The following is an 18,605-nucleotide window of genomic DNA, read 5'->3' as shown; positions in this document are numbered from 1 at the left end:
GAGGTGTTAATGAACGGGATCCAATGGCTCCGGCATCTGAATGCCGGGGCCATTGGGTTAGGTGGGCAGTTGCTGCGCAACCGGTGTAGCCAAAACCGGCTGCACGTCCGCGTCTTCTTCCTTCCGGTATGCAATGCGATATAGCAAGGGCAATACCAACAGAGTCAAGGCTGTCGACGACAGGATGCCGCCAATGACCACGGTAGCCAGCGGGCGCTGGACTTCGGCACCCGTTCCAGTGGCAATGGCCATCGGAACAAAGCCTAGCGACGCCACCAGTGCGGTCATCAGCACCGGACGCAGCCGTGTCAGCGCGCCTTCCCGGACTGCTTCGTCCAGAGAGCGGCCTTCCTCCCTCAAGGTACGGATGAAGGAAATCATCACTAGACCATTGAGCACCGCAACCCCTGACAGCGCGATGAAGCCGACTGCTGCTGAAATTGACAGCGGAATGCCGCGCATCCAGAGTGCTACCACGCCACCGGTCAGTGCGAATGGAATGCCACTGAACACCAGCAAGCCGTCTTTGATATTACCGAACATGGCAAAGAGCAAGGTGAAGACCAGAAGCAGAGCAACCGGCACAACTACCTGCAGGCGCTGTGCTGCCGATTGCAACTGCTCGAACTGTCCGCCCCAGGTCGTCCAGTAGCCGGCAGGGACCTTGACTTGCTCATTAATCGCGCGCTCAGCTTCAGCGACGAACGAGCCGATATCCCGACCGCGTACGTTGGCGCTAATGACGATACGTCGTTTGCCATCCTCACGGCTAATCTGGTTCGGCCCCGGCGCCAATTCCAGCGTCGCCACTTCGCCCAACGGGATGAACGCAGGGCGGCCGTTACCGTTTTCGCCGCGGGGTAACGAAACAGGCAGGCGTTTCATCGCTTCAAGATCGTTTCGCAGACTATCCGGCAGGCGGACAATGATGTCGAACCGGCGGTCCCCCTGGAACAGGGTTCCGGCTTCCTTGCCGCCAATAGCGGTGGCCACCATCTCCTGCACATCGCCGACGTTCAGACCATAGCGGGCCGTTTTTTCGCGGTCGATATTAATGGTCAGCATTGGCAGACCCGTAGTCTGTTCAACCTTGACTTCAGCAGCGCCGGACACACGACCAAGAACAGTGGAGATTTTGGCTGCGGTGTCATTAAGCACCTCCATGTCGTCGCCGAATAACTTGACCGCGACGTCACTGCGCACGCCTGAGATCAGTTCATTGAATCGCAACTGGATCGGCTGCGAGAACTCATAATTGCTGCCGGGGACTTTTGCGATGGTTTGCTGGACGGCGGCCAACAGCTCGTCTCGAGTCTTCTTCGGCTCCGGCCACTGGTCCTGCGGTTTGAGCATGATGTACCCGTCCGAAATGTTGGGCGGCATCGGATCAGACGCAATTTCGGCGGTACCGGTACGCGCGAAGATCCGTTCAATTTCGGGATGCTTCTGCTTCAAAGTTCGTTCAAGCTGCTGCTGCATAGCTACCGATTGCGACAGGCTGGTACCTGGGATTCGCAGTGCCTGGATCGCAAAGTCGCCTTCATTCAAGCTCGGTACGAATTCGCTTCCCAAGCGAGTGGACAGCAAGCCCGACAGAATGACGGTGACGGCGGCGAAGGCCAGCACGACCGGCTTGTTGGCCATCACGAAGTCCAGCACCGGACCGTAAAGTCGCTTGGCGCCCTGCATCACAATGTTTTCCTTTTCGGCGACCCTGTTGCCGATGAAGAGCGCCACGGCTGCAGGAATGAAGGTAATTGACAGAATCATCGCACCCAGCAAGGCGATCACCACCGTCAGCGCCATCGGATGGAACATCCGTCCTTCCACACCGGTCAGTGCGAAAATCGGCAGGTACACGACCATGATGATGAGCTGGCCGTACAGCAGCGGACGGCGGGCCTCACGTGAAGCGGCAAATACTTCATGGAAGCGCTCGGCGCGGGTCAGTGGCCGCCCGTGGTGGGCCTGCGCGTGCGCCAGGCGGCGTACACAGTTCTCCACGATCACGACAGCGCCGTCAATAATGATGCCGAAATCTAATGCACCCAAGCTCAAGAGATTCGCACTGACCTTGTTCGACACCATGCCACTAAACGTAAATAGCATCGACAGGGGAATGACCATCGCGGTGATCAGCGCAGCGCGGATATTGCCGAGGAAGAGGAACAGAATCGCAATAACAAGCACCGCCCCCTCAATGAGGTTTTTCTTGACCGTATTGATGGCCTTGTCAACCAGCAGCGTACGGTCGTAGACCGTGACCGCCATCACACCTTCGGGAAGCGTACGATTGATTTCAGCCATTTTCTTGTCAACCGCCTGAGACACGGCACGGCTGTTCTGGCCAATCAGCATGAATACGGTGCCAAGAACGACTTCCCGCCCGTTTTCCGTTGCAGCACCGGTACGCAGCTCACGACCTATATCGACCTCGCCGATATCGCGCATCCGTATCGCCACGCCCTGTACGTTGCCGAGAATGATGTTACGGATATCGTCGATCGACTGTACCTGACCCGGCGCGCGAATCAGCAGTTGCTCGCCGCGTTTTTCGATATAGCCGGCACCGGCATTGCTGTTGTTCCGGTCGAGCGCGTTGACGACATCCTGGAGCGTCAGGCCATAGGAAGCCAGTCGTTCGGGGATGGGCGCGACTTGATACTCCTTCTCGAAACCGCCAATCGAGTTGATTTCGGTGACACCAGGCACATTGCGCAGCTGGGGCTTGATGATCCAGTCTTGAATTTCACGTAGGTCCATCGGCGTGTACGGTGCGCCGTCCGGTTTTTTCGCGCCTTCCTTGGTTTCCACCGTCCAGAGGTAAATTTCGCCCAAGCCTGTTGAAATCGGTCCCATGGCCGGCGTCACGCCTGCCGGCAGCCGCTCCTTTGCCTCCTGTAGCCGTTCGTTGACCATCTGCCGCGCAAAATAAATATCGGTGCCGTCCTTGAAGATGACGGTGATTTGCGACAAGCCATATCGGGACAACGACCGGGTCTGCTCCAGATTAGGCAGGCCGGACATGACTGTTTCTAGCGGAAAGGTAATCCGCTGCTCCGTTTCAAGCGGTGAATATCCTGGTGCCGACGTATTGATTTGAACCTGGACATTGGTAATGTCAGGGACCGCGTCAATGGGTAGCTTCTGGTAACTGAAAATGCCGATAGCGGCCATGCCGAAAACTGCCAGCATGACCAGCCATCGCTGCTCAATGGCAAAACGTATGATGCGCTCAAACATGGATAGGTCCTTTTCGCATCAATGAGTATGTTCGGCGCTGGCTTTACCCTGCTCCGACTTGACGATGAAGCTACCGGTGCCTGCGTACTTACTACCAGCCTTCAATCCCTTGACCACCTCGACCACCTTGCCGTCGGTGCGGCCGAGGGTGACTTGCTGGGGAATAAAGCCGCCGGGAACGCGAACGAAGATGGTCGGCTTATCGTTGACCGTCTGAATGGCATCAGTGCTCACTGCGACCGGTACGTCGGCCTGATTCGAGACAATTTCGACATTCACAAACAGGCCCGGGCGCCAGGACATGTCCGGGTTAGGCAATGACACCCGAGCTTTGGCGGTACGGGTTTGTTCGCCTAGCAACGATCCAACAAAAGAAATCGTGCCAGACGCTTTCGCATCGAATGCCGTCGCCTTGACGGTGACTTTCTCGCCAACGCGCACTGCATTCAGGTCTTTGGCAGGGACAGCCACCTCCGCCCACACCGTTGATAAATCCGAGATAGTAAAAATGCTGGCATCTTCCTTGATTGCCTCGCCGAGGGAGATGTGCTTTTCCATTACCATGCCGTCGAACGGTGCACGAATTTCATAGGCATTCAACGACCCGCCACCGCTAGCGCCGACACCAAATGCAGCCAGCTTTTGCTGTGCATTACGTACGGCAATGTCGGCTTCCTGCATTGCTTGTTGCGCCTGCAAGTAGTCCTGTTCGGCTGAGATCTTTTCCTGCCAGAGTTTCTTTTCACGTTCGTAAGTGGTCTTGGCCAACGCCAGGCGCTTCTGCGCGGCGAGTAGCTCGCTGCGCTGTTCGGACAGGCCCGAACTGGCAAGAACTGCCAACACTTGGCCCTTCTTGACCTTTTGGCCTAGATCGACCTTGACGCTTTCTACGACGCCGACCATGCGTGGCACGACATGCGCGGTACGGTCCTCGTTGTAGCGGATTTCACCAGGCAGCGTCAGCGCACTGTTGATCTTTGCCGGGCCAGCGCTATTGATGACCACGCCGGCCGTCTTTGCCTGCTCGTCGCCCATTTCAATGGCGCCTTCCATCTGCTCGAAGGTAAACAGATAGGGTTCGGTACTGGTCTGGGCAGCGATGGTCGCCTCAAAGACATGCGGCTCGGCCACCGGTGCAGTACTTTTTAGGTAGTCCTTTTCAGGCGCAAACGCCAGTTCCTGCTTCTCACCATCCGGGCGTGTCAGCGTAACAGAGACTTTCGCCGCGTTGGGTGCCATCGGCTTGTTCTTCTCAAACAGGTAGACCCGGAAGCGCGGCTCACCGCCCTCTTCAGACAGCACCACTTCCAAGCCAAAATCGCCCTCGGCAAACAGCTTTCCGCCGTGCGGACCTTTCGCCTGTTCTTCCTCGTCACCGTGGCCATGTTCATCGGCCTTGCCGCCCTTTTCCCCGGCATGGGCGTGCTTGTCGCCGCCTTTTTCTTCGGCGTGTCCGGCATGGTCGCCATGTCCGCCCGCAGCCGGCTTGGCATTATCCATGGTCATGATCAATGCGCCAAGCAGGACGCCGATGATGACGATGGCAAGAATCGAGAAGAGCTGTTTCTTTGTAAGATTTTTCATGATCTGCTTTTATCTCTGAGTCACGGGCACAGTTTCACCGAGAATGCGGTCGATGTCGGCAGCAGCGCGGTGCGCTTCGGACAGTGCACGTAGATATTGGGATTTCACTTGCAACAAGGTGCGTTGCGCATCGAGAACATCGAGGAAGCCAAACTTGCCATACTCAAAACCGGTGGCTGCTGCATCGTAGGCGCTTTGTGCGCCCGGTATCACTTCGTTTTGCAGCGACTGTGCTTCCTGCCGGGAGATGCTAAGCTTTTCGTAGGCCTGCGCGAGTTCGCTGTTTAAGCGAATTTCAGTGGCCGATAGTTCGTCGCGCGCCTTGTCGGCGCGCCGCAGCGACTCGAGTACGTTGCCACGGTTAGTGTCGAACACTGGCAGCGGGATCGAAACGCCCACGATGGCCTGATTGCGGCCGAGTTCTTCAGAACGCTTGACACCAAGGGTGACCGCCATGTCCGGGATGCGACGGCTGCGTTCAACTTGGGCCAGCGCCTGGCGTCGGTCAACTTCGTGCCGGGCTCGTGCTAGTGCGGGTGCGCTGGCTAAGCGCTGGGTCAGCGCAGGTTGCTCTGGCAACTCCGGCAGGGCATCAATGCGGCCGTCGACCTGATCAAAGCGCGGGAATGTGTTGCCCCAGGTGGCACTTAGCCGCTTTCGAACCGAGGCCAACTCGCTTCGTGCCTGAGCCAGTTCCAGGCGCACGCTAGACTCGGCGACCCTCGCCCGGGTTTCTTCTACCGGCGATACCTTGCCCGCGAGCACGCGCTTGTTGGCCACGGTGGTGGCTCGCTGTGCCAGCTCACTGGCTTGCTGGGCCAGGCGGATGCGTTCCTGTGCAGCGAGTACATCGAAAAAAGCGGCAATGACGTTGGCGCGGATATCTGCCTTGGTGGCATTGAGGTCAGCGACGGCAGCATCGAGGCCGCGTTCCGCCGCACGCATGCGGGCCGAACGCTTTCCACCGAGTTCAATCGGCTGGCTAATTTGCAGCGTGGACTCACGCGTTTCCCGGCGGCGGTCTTCCACACCAACCTCCAGTGAAGGGTTTGGTAGCACATTGGCCTGCACGACGGTCGCTTCTACGGCTTGAAGCTCGTACTGGGCAGCAGACAAGTCTGGGCTGTACCGCATAGCAAGATCCAACGCTGCCTGCAGCGTCAGCGAGCCCGCCGGTTCGACTGCGCGGGGAGCATACGCCTGCGCAGCGACATGCGTTTGATCTGATCCGGTCGTTAAGGTTTGTGCATTCCCCGACGCGCTCAACAGCACCAGACTGAACGGTAAAATATACCGATACATCAAATTCTCCTGATTAATGGGAAAGAATTTGACGAGACGCTACGCCGTGTTTTACGGTGTTTTACCTTGTAATAAGCGTGGCTAGTCGTCTCGTCGCGTTAGGCGACAAGATGCCAATCTGGCTTGTGAGGGCCGTCTGGAATGTGAGATGAATAGGAAGGCGAGAGCGGTGCGATGTGTACAACATCGTTGGGCGGGACGCCCGACACGAATGTTGCCAAAAAGGAAACCTGCGCAGAGAAATGGCAAACGCCACAGTCGCTGTGGACTTGCTTGCTCTTATTCGGCTCCTGCACCTCCTCATCCGTGCTCTGATGTTGATGGGTATGGTGCCCAATATGGGAAGTTTGTTGCGTCTCCTGTTCATGCTGACAATATGCCGCAGCCGCAGCCCAAGCATACTGGAGCGGTAGAAACGTTATCAGCAGAATAAGAAGGAGCTTTTTCACAGCTCGAATCATAGCATTAATTGTGTACTACCTGCGGCAAAGGAATGCCCCCAGCCTTGCCGAGCGATATCCTATTTTCTACCTCGTGTCCGGTCCTTGCGGGAGGCACGGCCTAGCTTGCCGGGAGGCTTGCGTTTTTTTCCAGATCGGCTGAACCAATACAAGGTCCCGAAAATAATTAAACTAGTAATGACAGATCCGATCAGGACCGTATAAATGACTTCGGCGGGGAACCCGGAAGTGGAGCGCATATGTTTCCCTATAAGCAGTTCTCGTAGGTAGTGTGCGGAACTATACCTGAACCCCTTCACTACCCCGGGCAAAACGGACCGGCGCGGCTAGCTGGCCAGCGCGAATCGCGCTAATCGAAATAGTCAGCGTGGCCGGGTCGGTAACAGAGCGGCTGCATTTGAAATTGAGGCCAAGCTGTTGGTCAGGTTGACGTCGACAAACTCTGCATTAAGAGGCCCAGTGTCACGGCGAGCGCCACTCAGAGCGGTCTGTCGTTCTGACCTGTGCACCTCCATGCAAAAGTCCGGCTTCCAATATCCGGGTTGGCTGAATGCTCGAGATGCCTAGCCACAAGGTTTGCAGCAGAATAAAGGCATGAGCTAATTGAGAAAAGATCGCACTTTTTCAATGCCTTTCACATCGGGCTGTCGATACGCGTTAGCGCCCTTTTCGATTTCAAAAGAGCAGACCGCCCTGGCGCTTCGTCCATCGTTTTCAGTTGCCCACTGTAGTTTCCAAAGAGTTGGCTTAAGCTATACTGGACATAATAAAGCTTCCCCGCATCAGTCCGAAGCGAGATAGCCGCGTCCACATCCGTACGGACGCCTATGTGATGCAAGCCGGGATCAACGTCAATAACGACATAGGTGAGTGGCGCCATCTCCGCGACCAATTGCTGATCGACAAAGACCTGAGACCTTTTAATAGGTTCAACAGTAAAGGGCCTCACCAAATAGATGCGGACTTTGTCTGGCAATGCTTCAAAGCGCTTGGCCGCGACATCTTCCTCAGCAAGTGCAAGCGGGACCGTTACGCATTGTCTAGTCCTTCCCTGTTGATTGCAGGGAGCAAAACCTTCCTTCATTGGTGCTGATGTACAGGCTGCCAGTACGGCAGATACGATAACCAAACTGATGCTTTTCATAGGCTTGCCCACTGTCGTCTACTGTTGTTAAAAGTATTGCTTCCATAGCAGGCAAACGATACTTACTTTATACACCATTGTTGTTGATTAATCTTTAGAGGTCCAGATCGCAATACGCCGATGAAGAGGAAGTGATTGGCAGAAGCTGCAGTATCAACCGTGTTCGCCTTTGAGCTCCCCCACCTTCAACCTGTGGCTGCTGCGTGCGCGGATAGGATAAGGAATCCTATCGCCAGACAGCGAGGATCCGCCGCGAAAATGTATCTTGCCGCATTGACGTCGCGATGATGCTTTGTGCGCTCCAGGCGCTGCAAGTCCACGCCCTTATTCAAAGACCTTCCTGCCTAGTTGCACGAGTGCAGCTTTCACGGGAGCAACGGGCCTTGGTTGAATACACGTCATTGACTTCTTCGAACCATACACCTGCGCGGTCGCCCTTATACAGTAGCATGACGCGTAATGCACTCCAGCCTGCGTCCAGCAACGACTTTGCCTTGTCAGTCATGAGCAGCGGTTGCGCATTCGCGTTACCAATGAAGATTGCACCACAGTTCCTGACGAGACAGCTGCTTAACTGATGATGAAACTCTTCCTTCGCGCCGCGATCCCGGCATGAATGGCCTTGAGGCGGGCATTCTTGTAGGTACGCTGTGCAAGGCCATGCATTTTATCCATTGCCCGACAAATCCGTTGCACGTCAATGACTGTGCCGTCATGGGTGGCGATAAAGCTTTTTAAGCCAATGTCGATACCGACCGACTCCGCGAACAATTGCATCTACGCCTAGAGCGCCTGCCTGGGCGTGGCGCAGAGGTTGATGTACCAGGGGGTCAAGGGCATCTTCGCTTATATTGCCCGAACCTGGATTGTAGCCATAAAGCCCGTAGCTGTCCCACAGGCTCAGCCAGTAGCTGTCACGTTACAGACGATTTGCGCCAAGCCAGACGACATTTCTTGTGTTGCAAGCGCCGAGTTACATACCCATAGGTGACCTGCTGCAACACAGCTGAACCGACTTACAGACCTTCCATACCAGTGCTGTCTAGATAGGACTGCGCTTCGGCGGACCTGATAAAGCGCTGCGCGCTCGAGCACCTCGATAGACTGTTCGTTGATGTAAATCCATGCGAGGTTAACTGCATGCAACAGCGGCCTAATGACCTTGCCATGGCGGTCTTGAGGCGAAAATGAAGGGTGCGTCTGGGACTTCGGCGCGGGATTCATACTGGAAAAATCTACAGGAAAATTGCGGTACTTATGTAGCTTATTCAAAGCAACGCTTTACGCCGTATCCCTTAACGACACCTGCACGAAGGAGCCTCTCGCGCATTTCGGTGAAGGCTACGTTACCGAGCGAGAGGGTACGAGGTTCTGCCGCGCGGGTGATTAGATCTAAACATCAAGTCTAAAAAATGCCCCGATGTGACATGAAAGACATCGGGGCAAAAAGGATGTCACCATCAGGATGGATGACAAACTTTATTATAGAAAGTCCTTGGCATTCCACGAACACTTATTTTCCATAATATGACCTTGTGCTTTGGCTGATATGGATAAGCCTCCCGTAATAGCGTTGTGTTAAATCATTGCTTGGTGAAGCGCTTAATGAGCTTTAGCATTGTTCGATAGAGTTCGTGTTGCGTGGGGCCGGAGACACGGCCACTGATGCCTAACGGCATTGAGGCATCTTCTTCAATAAATCTAATCTGAGATTGCTCGAAACCTCGCCAGCAAGAGGACCCATAATCTGCAAGCGAACGGCCGGGGGATGCACACGCCAGCGGGAAATTACCCGGTTGTCCAGTCAAGTAAGGTCTGCATAGCAGACATGTAAGCTGTCCTGTCCTATACTAATACAATTTCTTCGTATCACATCCAACTTTATTCGATCATTCCCTTGAGCACTCTTTCTTCCAATATTGATCTTCAACATGGCGCATGACCAGCAGCCCTCAGTAGTCCGTCGTCTTAATTTGGTTGAGACCGTGCAGAAGGCCATTGTTGAGGCGATCAAACACGGCGAGTTCAAGGTGGGCGAATGCCTGCCTACCGAGCAGCAACTAAGCATGAGATATGGTGTATCGCGCCCGACTATGCGTGAAGCATTGGTCCGCTTACGCGCGAAAAGTCCTTTTTTATCCAGACAAGGCCATCGCACTCACATTGATTTCCATCCCGATGTAGATAAGCCACGCCTATCCTTTTCGGACATTTCATGCATTGAAGATTTTAAAAAATGCTATGAATTCCGTTGCAGCATTGAAGCAGGCTCCGCCAGATTTGCGGCATTAAATAGGAACGACGATGATATCGAAAGGATTTGGCAAGCCTTTCATCTGCTTCACGGTCAAGTCGGTCATGACGAAATGCCGGTAGATGCAGATTTCGCTTTTCATACCTCGATCGCATCGGCGGCAGGGAACCCGCTCTTTCTGACCATGCTCACGTCAATACACGATCAGGTATTGTTCGTCATGGATTTATCACGCAAATTTTCTCATCCGCGACAACTACAGAGGATGGCGGCCGTTGAGGAAGAGCATCGTCGAGTAGTGGAGTCTATTGTCAGGAAAGATCCCGCTGCCGCCGAAGCAGCAATGCGACTTCACATTGATAACTCTGTAGCACGCGTTCTGGGTATTTAAACGTGGACGAACCCAAGATATTGAGACCAAGGAATCCCGCAGTGTGAATATTCATTGTGCTTCACCTGGGTCGGCCCACCGAGCAGTAGCATCTATCTGATTCCGTCGTCATCCGGCACCGTAGACAAAAAGATGGTCCGGCTGGGATGAAACGACGCAGGATCTGATGACCGGCCAATAGAGCGAGGTTTAAATGCGAAGGCTGTAATCACTGATTTGGCCCGTAGGAGCTTCACCCCTATTTTGCGGTATTGCTCGCCTCGAAGGCGATCATATTGGGAACAAAGCATTGGCCAGTTTGCTCCTATGTGGAGCACAACTGCTATTTATGCGGCGACGTTTTAGAACGATAAGGCCTCGCGCGGCACCTGCTCACCTTTTAGATACCTTGTATGCGGACACACATTCAAGCTAGCTTAGTTGAAGCTCGAAATGCAGTTGATCAACTGTTGCGCAACGAGACTGCGCTAGGAACTATTGAGGCGGCCGCAAATTTGCTCATGACAGCGTTCGACCGCGGGGGGCGTGCGTTCTCATGCGGAAACGGTGGGTCCATGTGCGACGCCATGCATTTCGCTGAAGAGCTGACCGGACGATTTCGCAAGAACCGACCGGGCATGGCGGCTATTGCCATCAGTGACGCGACGCATATTACCTGCGTTGCCAATGATTACGGCTATGATCAGATTTTCGCACGCTATATCGAATCCCATGGACGTTCCGGCGATGTGCTTCTCGCAATCAGCACCAGCGGCAAAAGTCCGTCAGTGTTGACCGCAGCACAAACCGCAAAAGATCGGGGAATGCATGTGATTGGACTAACAGGACCAAAAAATTCACCACTGCAAGCGCTCTGTGATATCCAGATTTGCACAGAAGCGGGTGAGTTCGCCGATCGAGTTCAGGAACTGCATATCAAGGTCATTCACATCCTAATCGAATTGATCGAGCGAAGAAAATTTCCCAGCAATTATTTATGACATGCTTTGTGCACGAACTTGGGCGACAAAACAACACCCATGGACGTTGACACCATTCATCCATTTTACAGAGGCTGCCTTCACCGGCCTTCCCCCACCCCAGTACACCTTTATCATTGTTAGAAAGCTATCCCGCTTCAGCGACGCGTACACCGTTGCCGTTTGTCCACCGCTTCTACAAGGTTGCTACGCATAAATTGCAACAATTGAGCTTCTGCTCCTTAGACCAGCCATGTGCATCATCAACTGTGCCAAGAAGTAAGTTTCATGAGAAGTTTCACCATTTAACAAAAGTGAAGACCTGAATTACTTGTTTGACAAGCGGTCGACCCGAGGCGCATGTCCCCTCCCCTAGGGCAAATAACGGCGGCGTAGAGCAAGCGTGAAGCCGACGGTGCGAATCCTGTCAGTCAAACAGCCGCTTTGAAAATCCGCTAGGACCGGATGCTGGAGATCGTCGATGTCTCCGGCCACCGCCATTCCTACAACGCATGCGACGTTGGGAGACCTCTTGCATCAGAACGCCTGAGGGTGTTGCGTTTACCGCCCATAAGCTTCGGTCTCGTGCTCTTAACGAGCACAGCGCAACTGCACTTGCGGGTAACCAGACATGACGATCATGATGCACTAAGTCGTCTGCTCATATCCATGTGACCTGTAGTCGGTAGGCGTCGCTACATCCAAGGAAACGGAGACGGCTCCTACTTCGTTTTATGGCAGGTAAGACAAACCCCCTTGCCGCTAAAAGTTAGCCCCCGCCTCGATAGATGTTACCAAGGTCAGTCGGGTGCTTACTTGTTGGGTTGGCAGGACCTGGCCCAAACGTGGAGCAACCCGCCAGAATTACAACTGTGATTGCGATAAAAAGCTTTTTCATTCTGTATTTTCCTTTCCTACGAATTTCAAATATAGGGTATGAGTGGCTAGTAGCTGAACCAACCGTGCGTCGATTACCTAGTTACTACAAATCACTGACAACAACAGCATGCACACACCGTAGCCCTGAGCGTTAAGTTTAGTCCGTACTCCTGTTTTTCCATACCTCCAAACCAAGAGAAAAATATGCTCCATCTAGGGATACCCAGCATGTCTTGAACAATTCAGACTTTCCCAGACGTTTCCGAAGCACACGAATAGACACGGCTCGTTTCGCCTGTGAAGGGTGGGAGTTCAGTTGCCAAGCGAAATGGCGACATCGCTTTGCATGCGGTAAAGCTATTCAGTCTACTTCCGACGTACGTTGGAAAGAGTTCTTCGAGAATCCCCGTTCGATGACAGTGGTATAAGTGAGGAAGCCTGTCGGCCATCCGGCGGGCCACCGGTCGAGCTGCGCAGGGCCATCCCATACATAAGGGGAAAAGTAACGACGGCGCGGAAATCAGGCTTCGGCTATTTACGAGCGGGACTGGAAGCACAGCGAGCGTCAACGGCGTCATGGCACGCTTGATGACACTACTTGCACTCGTGCAGAGAAGACAGCTTAGTCTTACTCTTTACGCAATTCTTTTTCGTTCACCCATATTTGTCATAGGAGCGAGGCGCAAATGAAAACATGAACGGGTCGATGCGCCAGTTCTTCCCGAAGAACATGGCCTTACGGCATCACTGTCAGAAACATTGATTTAGCAACATATAGCCTCAACCACGGACTAAGAAAGTTCCTTGGCTTTAAAACACCACATCAGGTCTTTATGAGCCAGTTACAATCCATTAACTAGCCGTTGCACTTCAGAAGTGAATCCGCTACGCAGGGCTCACACTTTTATTGCATTGATGTCCATGACTATCGCTTTGAGTACTGCACTTACCACATAATATCTGCTACCGATAATCCCCAACGCTTATTATTGTTTTTCGCAGTCTATTGGAATGGAACACGACAAAGGTGCCTGGCTTGGCACCTAGCCATACCGTCGGATCGGTTCCTAACTGTTTCACGAGAGTTTTGCTCTCAAATACTTCAGCTACGCTTCCGTCTTGCTTCACAATCGTTCGCAGCTTATGCGCGTCTTGGGGAATTATCTCACTTGCTAGCCTTTGTGAGTTGTCTAGCGAGAGCGGTTGGGCCTGATCCCATGTGTAGTACAGCACATGCGTTTTTCCTTTTGATGTGCCAAGAGCGTAACGACCATCATGACGGCAATGTGCATATTTGCATTTGACATCTGCTTCTCTAAAAAGCTTGATGGCTTCCTCGGGACCACTTCCAAGGATTGGAGGCGATATAGCCCCAGATAGAGCGGGAATCAGGAGAAATGCTGCAACACCCAAGTTATGTAAGTGCATGTTATCCGCTTTGTTGGAACTTTACCTTGATGATTTTCCGTAAAAGGCTTGCCAATGATAGCCGTGAGTCAAAGTGCCGCGCAATGGGAACCGCCCATTCACGCTATTAATATTGATTTCTACGATCACAATAACGATTCTGTTTGACACCGGTGTGACAAGTCAACGCGCATGATTGCGTGCTGGAACGACAATTCCGATTCCACAAACGCTCCAAATCATTATATGAATTGAACGTTGAAAGGATCACGCATACCAACAGTGGTCTTGGCCGCAAAGTCATTCAAGCCTACATCGCTTAGCAATAGCGTTGCCCCGACCTCCGGCCCTCTTTTGACCAACCACTCCCCTTGAGAGTACAACGACAATCAGTACAGTAGACCACACGGTCCAAAGTGTATGGGTAGGGAAATGAGCACCACGTGCCCGCTGGGCAAGTCCTAAGGTAAGACCCGGGATTAAGCTGACAACAAATATGGTGTATGCCCTAGCCGGGCGTTCTAGGAGCCGAAGCACAACAATCGACGCTATCCATAGCGTGCTGGAGGCATGCCCGGCGCGAAAGCAATGTCCAGCCGACATCTTTGGAGGTAGGCTATCGAATAGTCTGGGATAGTGAGCGTAACCGCGGTAGCGCGCAAGCTTCCACGGTCAATGGCGACTCGACAGGCTCTTTATCACGTTGAACGAAATCGGCACTAGCGCAGCAGAAGTGGCGACTACAACATGAGCGCAGCGCATGCGGTATTCTGGAGCGTGCTTCGATTGACTCTATCGGCATTTAGCGCCGCAACTGGCACCATGCCGATTCCAATCGTCAGTGATTTCATAGTCTGATTGCATGAATTTGTCCAAGAACCAGCGATCTCGAAATGGCAAATCATTCTTGGCAAAATCAACCACTACATCTGCAAAATAGATATCGACATCAGTGTCTCGGCCTTGTCATATCAACAACGCCGCCGATCTCAGTAAGGGCACCATCGCTCTTCCATATAAACGGTCTGTCATGCGCGTTCTGGAATAAAACGGCATCCCTCGACAACATCACGTTTGGGGTCGTAGACTGCTGTTTGTACGCGCATCATGCCAAGCATTGAATGAAAAAGGTGATCATGGCTGACAGGTTGAGAGGCGCGACTTTGCAAGCAGGCAGTACTGATGTTGCTAGTGGTGGCGAAGCCTTGGGACATCCATATCATCATGGGTACTTCCAACTGTTCACGTGGAGCAATCGCATTAGGCAGACCGTGCAGATAGATACCTTTTTCCCCAAGGGACTCGCCATGGTCTGAAAGGTAAAGCATGGCTGCTTCGTGCGTCTCTTGTGTCTTCAGGCGTTGAATCGTACGCGCTAGAAAGTGATCGGTGTACAGCATTGCGTTATCGTAGCTGTTGACGATCTGCTCGCGGCTACATTTTCCAAGATCCGGATCATCGCAAGTCGGGAGAAAGTGGCGGAATGCATCGGGGTAGCGGTGCGAATACGCTGGGCCATGATTGCCGATCTGGTGCAGAACAATAACTAGGTCACGCTGGTGGCGCTGAAGCTCCCGCTCGAAATCGTCAAGGAGGATCTCGTCAAGACAAGTTCCTGCCTTGCAAAATCGCGGATCCTGTTTGTCTCCGGGACGTTGCACCTCAAGTCCATCGCATACGCCCTTACATCCGGATTGATTGTCGCGCCAGATGGTCTTGACCCCCGCATGTTCTAGCACATGCAGAACCGATTCATGGCGCCTTATCTTCTTTTCGTCGTAATCCTTGCGCCCGAACGGCGAGAACATGCAGGGTACTGATACTTCGGTGTTCGTACCGCAGGAGACTACGCGCGTAAAATTGATGACGCCTTCGCGGTAAAGCTCGGGCGTGGTCTGCCGCTGATAGCCGTTCAAACCCCAGTTGGCGGCTCTTGCGGTTTCGCCGACGACGACAACGAGCAGGCGGGGCTTCCTTCCTCCAGCGGCACCAGCGGAGACCGCATCGGTCCCAATAGCAATTCGGGGCTGCCTAGCCTCATCGGATTCCGCTGCTGCCAGACGCGCGGAGGAGATGAGGAAATTGGCTGGCGTAATCAGATAGCGCATTTCCTTCTGATTTCTCATCAACGCCGACAGGTCCTGAAATCCGAGTATTAGGCTGCCACAGGCTATCAGCAGAGACGCCATAATAAATCCAAGACGGCGCAATATCGTACGTCCATAGGGTTGCTTGCGCAGTCTTACCTGCGTTATCAGCAATGCAGGCAACATGCCGTACACAAGGACGTCAGCAAACATGCCGAATGATACAAGTTCGCGGGCTTCCTTGAGATCAGTATGAAGGACGCTGCGCATCATGCTGATGTCAAAAAAAACCGTGTAGCGGTTCATGTAATGTGCTGCCAGCGCCGACAGCACGAACATTCCGGCAAGTATTGGTTTCGCTGTGCTCCGTACGATGAAGATGCTGAGGATCAGGCAATGAGCGGCTGTGATCAATATCGATGAAGCGGCGGCTTGCAGCCAGGTGGCAACCAAGCTCCAATCATGGCTTGCATTCCATGCTGACCAGAATCGTTGGTTTGCAAAGAGAGTGAAGAAAACACTCGATACGACGATACAAGCCTCTGTGCTGCAGCTAGAGCGCCAGTGCGAAAGCCAGGCGCGTATATTACGCAGAACGTTGCAGCAGTGCTGACATGACTGACGAATGTAGGTCGCGTTGAACACCTGGCACCTGCTGCAAAAGTAAAAGCAGCAGAATAAAAGAGATAACGTTAAGGCCGTGTTAAGGCTTTAGTGTCCCGGCGCAACAGGCGGGAATTCGAGAACAAACCGGCTGCCGCCTTGCTCAGGCTGTTCAAATCGAATGTCCCAACCTAAGTGTTCCGTGACGCGCTTGACAATGGACAATCCTAAACCCGTGCCTTCTGTTGAAGTTTCGCGGCCATGAACGAAGCGCTCGAACAGGCGCTGAGCTATTGACTCGGGCAACCCTGGTCCGGTATCTTCGATGACGATACAGCCGTGACGGAGCCTAACTGTTACGTCGCCGCATTCGGTGTGCTGGAAGGCGTTACGAACCAGATTTCCAACTGCAATGCCTATGAGTTCTGGACGTCCTTGAGCCCACACACCGTCAGCTTCCTCGAAGCGCCACTCCACCGATTTTCCAACTAGCAGAGGAGAATAGCGTTCAAGCTCAATACGGACTAGCGAATTAACGGACACTACTGTTCCTGCCAGCTTTTCCGGTGCGCGCGAAAGCAGGAGCAATGCACTCACTCGTTCGGTGGTCTCTGCGGCCACACGCCTGATTCGTTCGGCTATTTCTTGTTGCCCAGGACTATTGTTGAGACGTAATTTGAGCAACTCGGCAGCGCCGAGCATGATGGTCAGGGGGGTGCGCAATTCATGGCTTACATCACTGGTAAACAATCGTTCTCGAGACAGGAATTGCTGCAGCTCTTCAGTGCGGTGCGCAAATGCACGTGCAAGTATGCCAATTTCGTCATCCGCATCAACGCCTGGAAGCGCGGAGGGCCGAGTGCTAGCGGCTACCGCGTCCGCTAGCGCGGTCAATGGCGCCACAATGCTTCTCGCAGTTGCAAGTCCGACTATCAAGGCCAGTAAAAGGCTAGTAATAAAGCCAATACCTAATGAAGAGAAGATGACGAACTCTAGATGCTCGAACTGCGTCATGTCCTGGACTACCGCATACCGGCCACCATTGTGATCACGCACCAGCGCCTGAGATTCTCGTCCATGTAGAAGCAATTCTTGGATGCCAGGTTGCACGCTACGCAGTTCCTGTGGAATCCCGTCGCCAATGAAAATGCTTATACCTGGTGGCGGCACATATTGTTCTTGCCGACTATTGTGTGCGATCAGCACTTCAATAATTTTTTCGAGTCTATCGTCCATCACTTCGGACTCAATTACCTCAACGGCAGTATAGGAAACCAGGCAAAAGAATAGCGACAGAATGAACGCCAGCAGTGCGAAGGATTGAGCAATACGCCGTTTAAGAGAACGTTCAGGTCTCATTGTCGCAAACCAGTTGATAGCCGAAGCCGGGGCGGGTGATCAGCATAGGGCAATCAAAGGGTTTGTCCAGTGCTTGGCGCAACGCGTGGATATGCGTGCGCAGGGAATCACTGTCTGGGGGATTTTCACCCCAAATCGCTTTCTCCAGCGTCTCACGGCTCGCCATAAGCGGTGCGCAACGCATGAGCGTATGCAGGATCTTGTACGCGGTCGGTGTCAGAGTGAGGTTAGTGCCTTCCCGGGTTGCGGTGCCAGCTCGTATATCCATCCTAATTTCACCGAATGTCAGGACGTGCTGAACTTGTTCATTGCGCATGCGCCGGACAAGCGCCTTGAGCCGTGCATCGAGTTCAAGCAATGAAAAAGGTTTGACGAGATAATCGTCGGCGCCAGCCTTAAACCCTGTTACTTTGTCCTGTTCAGTATCGCGCGCGGTGAGCATCAGAATCGGTACCGGATTGTGATGATCGTCACGCAGGTGACGACAGACCTCGACTCCATCCATTCCTGGAAGAGACAGATCGAGAATAATGGCATCGTAATGGTTGCGTATTGCCAGTATCAGACCGGCATTTCCGCTACGGGCTACATCAAGGGTATAGCCGAGCGGTTCCAGAAATCCAAACAAGTTGGCGATGATATCTGGATTGTCCTCGATGATCAGAGCATGCATACTGTCTTGTCAATTGATGGGCCTACTGAGTCGCTGGGCAATTTTAGCTTCGCGCCAAGAATGCCGATGTGGCGCACGAGATAAGGGAGTGCTCTAACAGCCGGCGTCACGCCTGCGATAAAACATTTTTGTTCACCCGAAGTTATGCGCAATTAGCACGATTGGTTGATGTTAGGCCCACAACGATCGTCCACTTTCCTTATCAAGAAGCACCTCATGGGGTGTTGCGCCGCACTTCCGTCGACCGCGCTGGAAGCCA

At 53.3% G+C, this 18,605-nt stretch carries 11 protein-coding genes and 1 pseudogene; 3 read left to right on the top strand and 9 right to left on the bottom strand.

The genetic code is table 11. From position 1 onward, the window contains the following. Positions 1 to 57: 57 nt before the first annotated feature. The 6 genes from RY831_RS04725 to RY831_RS04705 all read right to left on the bottom strand — a co-directional run bounded on the left by RY831_RS04725 (position 58) and on the right by RY831_RS04705 (position 8,511). Complete coding sequence (locus tag RY831_RS04725; protein ID WP_326505155.1) at positions 58 to 3,243, bottom strand: CusA/CzcA family heavy metal efflux RND transporter; 3,186 nt, start codon at positions 3,241 to 3,243, stop codon at positions 58 to 60. An 18-nt stretch (positions 3,244 to 3,261) separates the two neighbouring features. Continuing rightward, on the bottom strand, positions 3,262 to 4,827 hold the full coding sequence (locus RY831_RS04720; protein ID WP_326505154.1) for an efflux RND transporter periplasmic adaptor subunit: 1,566 nt from the start codon (positions 4,825 to 4,827) through the stop codon (positions 3,262 to 3,264). Between the two features lie 9 nt (positions 4,828 to 4,836). Further along, on the bottom strand, positions 4,837 to 6,129 hold the full coding sequence (locus RY831_RS04715; RefSeq protein ID WP_326505153.1) for a TolC family protein: 1,293 nt from the start codon (positions 6,127 to 6,129) through the stop codon (positions 4,837 to 4,839). Between the two features lie 98 nt (positions 6,130 to 6,227). Further along, on the bottom strand, positions 6,228 to 6,590 hold the full coding sequence (gene czcI / locus RY831_RS33205) for a cation efflux protein, CzcI family (protein ID WP_367576081.1): 363 nt from the start codon (positions 6,588 to 6,590) through the stop codon (positions 6,228 to 6,230). A 634-nt stretch (positions 6,591 to 7,224) separates the two neighbouring features. Continuing rightward, the gene (locus tag RY831_RS04710; protein WP_326505152.1) at positions 7,225 to 7,734 is read right to left on the bottom strand and encodes a DUF2846 domain-containing protein; all 510 of its coding nucleotides are present in this window, start codon (positions 7,732 to 7,734) and stop codon (positions 7,225 to 7,227) included. A 570-nt stretch (positions 7,735 to 8,304) separates the two neighbouring features. Further along, positions 8,305 to 8,511: a hypothetical protein gene (locus RY831_RS04705; protein ID WP_326505151.1), complete on the bottom strand. Its 207-nt coding sequence runs from the start codon at positions 8,509 to 8,511 to the stop codon at positions 8,305 to 8,307. Between the two features lie 1,154 nt (positions 8,512 to 9,665). Here RY831_RS04705 and RY831_RS04700 point away from each other — a divergent pair. The 3 genes and pseudogenes from RY831_RS04700 to RY831_RS33395 form a co-directional block, all read left to right on the top strand. Then, the gene (locus RY831_RS04700; RefSeq protein ID WP_326505150.1) at positions 9,666 to 10,379 is read left to right on the top strand and encodes a FadR/GntR family transcriptional regulator; all 714 of its coding nucleotides are present in this window, start codon (positions 9,666 to 9,668) and stop codon (positions 10,377 to 10,379) included. A gap of 392 nt (positions 10,380 to 10,771) precedes the next feature. After that, a complete protein-coding gene (locus tag RY831_RS04695; RefSeq protein WP_326505149.1) occupies positions 10,772 to 11,359 on the top strand; it encodes an SIS domain-containing protein in 588 nt (195 codons plus the stop codon). 1,489 nt (positions 11,360 to 12,848) lie between these two features. Then, positions 12,849 to 13,077, top strand: a pseudogene (locus RY831_RS33395) (IS30 family transposase); the annotation flags it as partial. A 1,575-nt stretch (positions 13,078 to 14,652) separates the two neighbouring features. On the opposite strand, the gene RY831_RS04690 reads toward RY831_RS33395, so the two are convergent. The 3 genes from RY831_RS04690 to RY831_RS04680 all read right to left on the bottom strand — a co-directional run bounded on the left by RY831_RS04690 (position 14,653) and on the right by RY831_RS04680 (position 18,346). Next, on the bottom strand, positions 14,653 to 16,356 hold the full coding sequence (locus tag RY831_RS04690) for a phosphoethanolamine transferase (RefSeq protein ID WP_326505148.1): 1,704 nt from the start codon (positions 16,354 to 16,356) through the stop codon (positions 14,653 to 14,655). A gap of 66 nt (positions 16,357 to 16,422) precedes the next feature. Further along, a complete protein-coding gene (locus RY831_RS04685) occupies positions 16,423 to 17,673 on the bottom strand; it encodes a sensor histidine kinase (RefSeq protein WP_326505147.1) in 1,251 nt (416 codons plus the stop codon). Next, complete coding sequence (locus RY831_RS04680; protein WP_326505146.1) at positions 17,663 to 18,346, bottom strand: response regulator transcription factor; 684 nt, start codon at positions 18,344 to 18,346, stop codon at positions 17,663 to 17,665. The genes RY831_RS04685 and RY831_RS04680 overlap by 11 nt, the downstream gene beginning before the upstream one ends. Positions 18,347 to 18,605 lie beyond the last annotated feature (259 nt).

This window comes from Noviherbaspirillum album (assembly GCF_035916955.1).
GTDB lineage: Bacteria > Pseudomonadota > Gammaproteobacteria > Burkholderiales > Burkholderiaceae_D > Noviherbaspirillum > Noviherbaspirillum album.
Note: the sequence above shows the minus strand (reverse complement) of the source record. Positions and strands in the feature narration are given on the sequence as shown.